Source organism: Rhodococcus sp. (in: high G+C Gram-positive bacteria) (assembly GCF_049286785.1).
Taxonomy (GTDB): Bacteria; Actinomycetota; Actinomycetes; order Mycobacteriales; family Mycobacteriaceae; genus Rhodococcus_F.
In genome coordinates this window covers 1-5,668 of sequence record NZ_JBAQEO010000280.1, presented here as the reverse complement: position 1 = coordinate 5,668, position 5,668 = coordinate 1, and the positions used below count along the sequence as shown (strand labels likewise).

Annotated in this window: 7 protein-coding genes; 1 reads left to right on the top strand and 6 read right to left on the bottom strand. The window is 64.9% G+C overall.

Annotated features, from left to right (window positions below; translation table 11 throughout):
* Both WAW17_RS11210 and WAW17_RS11205 read right to left on the bottom strand, forming a co-directional pair.
* On the bottom strand, positions 1 to 311 hold a 311-nt coding region (locus tag WAW17_RS11210; protein ID WP_422333053.1), incomplete at its 3' end, for a hypothetical protein.
* 145 nt (positions 312 to 456) lie between these two features.
* Positions 457 to 1,239 carry an enoyl-CoA hydratase/isomerase family protein gene (locus tag WAW17_RS11205; RefSeq protein ID WP_422333052.1) on the bottom strand — a complete coding sequence of 261 codons (783 nt, stop codon included), beginning with the start codon at positions 1,237 to 1,239 and terminating at the stop codon, positions 457 to 459.
* 102 nt (positions 1,240 to 1,341) lie between these two features.
* Here WAW17_RS11205 and WAW17_RS11200 point away from each other — a divergent pair, with 102 nt between their 5' ends.
* Entirely contained in the window at positions 1,342 to 2,232 is an 891-nt protein-coding gene (locus WAW17_RS11200) for a TIGR03619 family F420-dependent LLM class oxidoreductase (protein ID WP_422333051.1), read from the top strand.
* 79 nt (positions 2,233 to 2,311) lie between these two features.
* On the opposite strand, the gene WAW17_RS11195 is transcribed toward WAW17_RS11200, so the two are convergent.
* The 4 genes from WAW17_RS11195 to WAW17_RS11180 form a co-directional block, all read right to left on the bottom strand.
* The gene (locus WAW17_RS11195) at positions 2,312 to 3,079 is read right to left on the bottom strand and encodes an enoyl-CoA hydratase/isomerase family protein (protein WP_422333050.1); all 768 of its coding nucleotides are present in this window, start codon (positions 3,077 to 3,079) and stop codon (positions 2,312 to 2,314) included.
* 1 nt (position 3,080) lies between these two features.
* Positions 3,081 to 4,166 (bottom strand): acyl-CoA dehydrogenase family protein, encoded by a 1,086-nt coding sequence (locus WAW17_RS11190; protein ID WP_422333049.1) that lies wholly within the window; start codon positions 4,164 to 4,166, stop codon positions 3,081 to 3,083.
* Positions 4,153 to 5,058 carry an acyl-CoA dehydrogenase family protein gene (locus tag WAW17_RS11185; RefSeq protein WP_422333048.1) on the bottom strand — a complete coding sequence of 302 codons (906 nt, stop codon included), beginning with the start codon at positions 5,056 to 5,058 and terminating at the stop codon, positions 4,153 to 4,155. The genes WAW17_RS11190 and WAW17_RS11185 overlap by 14 nt, the downstream gene beginning before the upstream one ends.
* The coding region (locus WAW17_RS11180) for a class I adenylate-forming enzyme family protein (protein ID WP_422333047.1) at positions 5,036 to 5,668 on the bottom strand (633 nt) is incomplete at its 5' end. The genes WAW17_RS11180 and WAW17_RS11185, both read right to left, overlap by 23 nt.

The following is a 5,668-nucleotide window of genomic DNA, read 5'->3' as shown; positions in this document are numbered from 1 at the left end:
GGTGAGGAAGACATGGCCTCAGAAAAGAAAACCGACACCGAGGCCAGAAACATCGAACCCGCAACCACCCATGCGACCGCGGGCCGCGGCACAACCGCCGGGATCACGCACACCACCACCGGCACAGTTAGAACAAGAACCAGGCCACCGCGGAAATGGTCCCATATCGATTTGTTGCACTCAGATGTGCTGATCGACAGCCCGAGTTCACAGTCTGTGATCTGAAGCATTGGATTCGATGCCGCAAAGACGCCGAGGGCGGCCGTCACGACGGCCAGCACGACCCACGCGAAACGCATCATTGCCATCATCAGTCGATCTTGGCAGTACCGACGCTGACACACCCTGTCCCATCAACGATCCCACTCCGGGATAACGACCGGGCTGAGGATTCCGACAAGTTCGTGAGAATCACGCATTGACACGAGGTTGAGAACCCGCAGGTTACGTGTGACCTCAGCTCGGCAGGTTCGCCGGAATCCAGTCCGGGTCGCGCTTCTCCATGAACGCCCGCATCCCCTCACGCGGTTCGGGTGAGGTCTCGAGCGCACCGAACATCGTCTCGTAATCGAACAATCCGTAACGCTCGTTGAGCATCCGCTTGACCTGGGCCCGGGCCAGAGGCGCGGTCTGCAGCACCTCGCGGGCTGCCTCGAGTGCGGCCTCCCGCAGATTCTCGTGCGGCACCACACGAGAGATCACCCCGAGACGCAGCGCCTCGGCGGCGTCGAAACGGCGCGCGGAGAGGATCAGATCGCGGGCCGCCGCGAGCCCGACGTGCGCCGGCAGGGCGGCCGCGAAGGTCGCGTCGGGGATACCGCGGAGAAGCTCGGGAACCCGGAATGTTGCCCGGTCGCTGGCGACGGCGATATCGGACATCATCGCCACCAGCAGACCACCGGCCTGACAGATGCCGTTGACCGCCGCGATCACGGGTGCTCGACTGTCTCGAATCGTCAGAAACGGGACGACATCGTTACCCGCCAGGCCCTCCGGTAGATCGTCGCCCGGCTCCGAGCGTCCGCCGAGATCACCACCGGGCGCGAACACGTCGTCGACCCCGGTGATGATCAGCGCAGCCAGATCGGGATCGGAATTCACGAGGCGCACCGCTCGCTTCAGGCCGTAGTACATCGCGGGCGTGAACGCGTTTCGGGCCGCGGGACGATCGATCGTGCACCATCCGATCGAACCCTCACGCTCGAACCGTAAACCGCCAGCTCCCAAGTCATCTCCCATAGTCGGAGCATATCATTCTCTGGAAAAGAGAATAGTAATCTCCTAGGCTGCAGCCATGAATGTCCACAGAGGATCGAAGACCGACACGACAAGGACGAGAACGTGAAATTCTGGACCGGCACCGCCTTCATGAACACCACCGAGATGCCAGCCGTCGCCAAGATGCTCGACGAGAACGGCTTCCACGGCGTGCTGGTCTCGGATCACCTCGTCTACCCGAGGGAGATGAAGACGATCTACCCAGGGCACGAGAGCGGGAAGATGTTCTGGCATCCCGACACGGAGTGGCCAGATGCCTGGGTCCTGATCGGCGCGATGGCCGCCGTCACCGAGAACCTGCACTTCGGCAACAACGTGTACATCGCACCGGCTCGTCCGATCCTCGAAGTCGCCAAACAGGTCGGCACCGCCGCCACGATCGCCGGCGGCCGCGTTTCGATCGGACTGTCCGCCGGATGGATGCGTGAGGAATTCGAACTCCTCGACCAGGACTTCGACAACCGAGGACCACGTCTCAACGAAATGATCCAGGCGCTGCGCGAACTCTGGAAGGGCGGCTGGGTGTCATGGAAGGGCGAGTACTACGACATCCCCGAAATGACGATCGAGCCGCACCCTCCCGCGCCGGTGCCGATCCTCTGCGGTGGTGAATCCACGCCTGCTCTCAAACGCGCCGCCCGTTACTGCGACGGCTGGGTGGGCACCGCCTACACACTGGAAGACGCCGCCCACTGGATCGACCGGATCAAAGGCTATCGCCGCGAGTACGGACGCGAAGACGAACCCTTCGAAATTCTGGTCGGCCTGCTCGACGAGCGCACACCGGACACCTACAAACGGGCTGCGGACCTCGGTATCACCAACGTGATGTGCTCACCGTGGGCGAACTGGGATCTCCAGCACGGCGGCGACCACGATCACCTGAAGAAGCCGGCGGAGCGTTATCGGGCGTCCATCGAGCAGTTCGCGGAGGAGATCATCGCCAAGCTCTAGCGGCCGCGACGAAGAGACTTATATCGAAGGCATCGAAGGGGAGGCCGGAAACATCTTCCGAGCCTCCCCTTGATCGTCCTCAACTCTTGGGGGCGGTGAGCCTGGTGATGTTGGCGCGGAAGTCGTCGGACTGGAATGTCATCTCTTCGGCAGACATCGCGTAGTCGAGGGTGGCGAGTACCGCACGCTCGAGGTGGATGTTCAACAACCGCTTGGTGCTCTCGACGGCCTGCTGCGGCTGCTCGGCCATGCGCTTGGCGCAGGCGAGAGCCTCGGTAAGCGGATCCTCGACGACATGGTTCGCCAGCCCCAGCTCGCGAGCCCGTTCGGCCGGGATACGCGCGCCGGTGAGGGCGAACTCCTTTGCCTGCAGCAGGCTGATCTGCAGCGGCCAGGTGATCGGTCCGCCATCCGCCGCGACCAACCCGACCTGAACGTGTGGATCGGCGAGATACGCCTTCTCCGCCATGTAGACGATGTCGCTGAGCGCTACCAGGCTGCAGCCCAAACCCACCGCCGGTCCGTTGACCGCTGCGATCACCGGGACGCGGCAACGCGCCATCCCGAGAACGAGCTCGCGACCGTGGGCGATGGTCTTGGCACGCAACTCGGAATCTGCTGCCAGCTCGGCGAGATAGGCGAAATCTCCACCCGCCGAAAAGGCTTTGCCGCTTCCGGTGAGGACCGCGACGCGGGCGTCGCGGTCCTCACTCAGCCGCGGCCACAACCGCGCCAGACCGGTGTGCAGGCTGTCGTTGACCGCGTTGAGTGCGTCGGGCCGGTTCAGCGTGATGATTCGAAGCGAACCCTCCGCGCGGACGTCGATCTCTTCGGGCATGTCGTACATGTCAAACTCCCAATCCGAGGATTCGCGAGGCGATGATGTTCTTCTGAATCTGTGAGGTTCCGCCCATGACACTCTGAGCGCGGCTGTACAGGTAGGCACCGAGCATGTCGGTGTCGCGAGTCCCTGCCTCGGCCAGCGCCGCATGCCCGACCGATTGCTCGACCCAGGTCATGAGCAGCTTGTCGAGCGAGCCCTCCGACCCGTGCGATACGCCGTCGAGCTGTTCGGACAGCCGCCGCCGCACGTGCAGGCGCAACATCTCCGTTTGCACTGCGGCCCAGGCGAGTTCCTGGGACGGAGTCTGCGTTCGGCCGGCGAGCTCCCGGACGGTCTTGGCGTAGCGTGCCGCAAAGCCCAGCGTCGACGGTTCGCGTTCGTGCCCGACGACCGTCATGGCCAGCTTCCAGCCCTCGCCCGGTGCGCCGACCATCTGATCGGCCGACACCGTCGCGCCGTCGAACAGAACCTGACCGAATTCCTTGGTGACTCCGCTGATCATCTTCAGCGGCCGCTGCTCGATACCCGGCTGATGCATCGGGACGATGAACGCGGACAGGCCACGATGGCGAGGCTGGTCCGGCTCGGTGCGAGCAAGCAGCAGACACCAGTCCGCCACATCGGAATAGCTCGTCCAGACCTTGTGGCCGTGGATGACGTAGTTGTCACCGTCGCGCACCGCGGTGGTGGTGAGCGATGCGAGGTCCGATCCGGCACCGGGCTCACTGAACCCCTGACACCACCGCTCGGTGCCGTTGATCATTCCCGGGAGGAAACGGCGCCGGAGCTCCTCACTGCCGTGCCGTCCGAGTCCGGTGACCAGGTAGCCGAGGCTGGGCCTCGCCGGCGCACCCGCGATGGCCAGCTCCTCGTCCAAAATGACGTCGTACACGGGCGGCAACTCTTGTCCACCATATTCTTTCGGCCACGACAGTCCGAAGAACCTGGCACTGTACAGGGCCCGGTGCCATTCGGGCTGCTTGGCCCAGTACTCGTCGCCCGAAGTGGGGAATGTCTTGGCCGTATCAACCAGCCAGGACCTCAGTCGGTCCCGGAAGGCTGCTTCTTCCGGCGAGTCACGAAAGTCCAAGGTGAATCTCCTCCAGGCTCACGGGGAACAGTTCGGTGGATGTCAGTGCGCGGCGCAGGTAGACGTGCTCGAGGCACTCCCAGGTGTTCCCGATCCCGCCGTGCACCTGGATAGCGGTCTCGCAGACGGTTCGGGCGGCGCGCGCGCTGTAGATCTTCGCGATCCGGCCGGCCTGCAGTGCCTCGGGTGGCGTCAGCTCGTCGACAGCCCAAGCGGCGTAGCGCAGTACGCTCACCGAACCCTCGATCAGGGCCTGGCTCTCGGCGAGCAGGTGGGCCACTGCCTGATAGGAGCCGATCGTATTGCCGTACTGCTCACGCATCTTCGCGTAGTCGACGGCAAGAGCCTGGGCTCCCCGGGCGGTACCGACGAGGTCGGCGCAGGTGACGACAAAGGCCAGTGCATGCCCCCGCTCGACGTCCTCCGAGGACAGGTCACCGAGGGACTCGAACGGCGCGACCAGTTCCGCAAAGCTTCTGGTCAGGTCCGCGGCCGGGACGGCAGATCCCACCCGTCCGGTCAGAATCCGGGTGCCGTCCAGCACGAGGGCGCGCTCCAGACCGCGGGCGTCGGCGGCTTCGCCGTCGACAGCTATCGCCCACGTCGGCTGATCTTCGGTGACGTGGCGGAACAGATCGTCGGCGAGGACCGGGCCGAGGAAGGGAACATCGACCAGACCCCGCCCGAACTCCTCGGCGACGATGGCGACTTCCACACCCGAGGCGCCGTCGGACCGAAGGGCACGCCAGCCCGTCGAGTCCACGGTCTTCTCCAACCGCGCGATCCGATTGCCGTCGTCCAGATCGAGGACCGAGCCCGGTCCGAGATCATCGGCCAGTCTGGCGGCCGCATCGCGCAGTTGCTGCTGTTCATTGGTCAGACGTACGTCCATAGCGCTCCTTGAGTTCTCGGCGCAACACCTTGCCGGAGGGCAGGCGAGGAATCTCGGGTACGAACACGACCCGGCTCGGCCGCTTGTACGAGGCCAGCCGGGCTCCCACCAGGGCCATGAGTTCCGCTGCGTCGGTGTCGTCTTCCCCAGCGGCCTTCGTGACCGCCGCCACGACGGCCTCGCCGGCGGCCCGGTCCGGAATTCCGAACACCGCGCAGTCGGCAACACCCGGGTGCCCGTGCAGCACCGCCTCGATTTCGGCGGGCGCGACCTGGAACCCCTTGACCTTGATCATTTCCTTCGACCGGTCGGTGATCCGCAGCCAGCCTCCGGAGTCGAGGTAGCCGACATCGCCTGTCCGGTACCAGCCGCCGGTGAACGCATCGGCATTCGCCTCGCTCGGCAGATAGCCGGCCATCAGCGAATCGGACTGCGCCTGAATCTCACCGGTCTCGCCCGGCCCGAGCGGTTCCCCGGTCTCCAGCGACACCACCCGGATATCCACTCCGGGAACGGGCCGCCCCACGCTGTCGAGCCGCGCCCCTTCGAGTGGATTGCAGGCTATGACCGGCAACTCGCTGGCTCCGTAAGCGGGCACCCAGCCGACGCC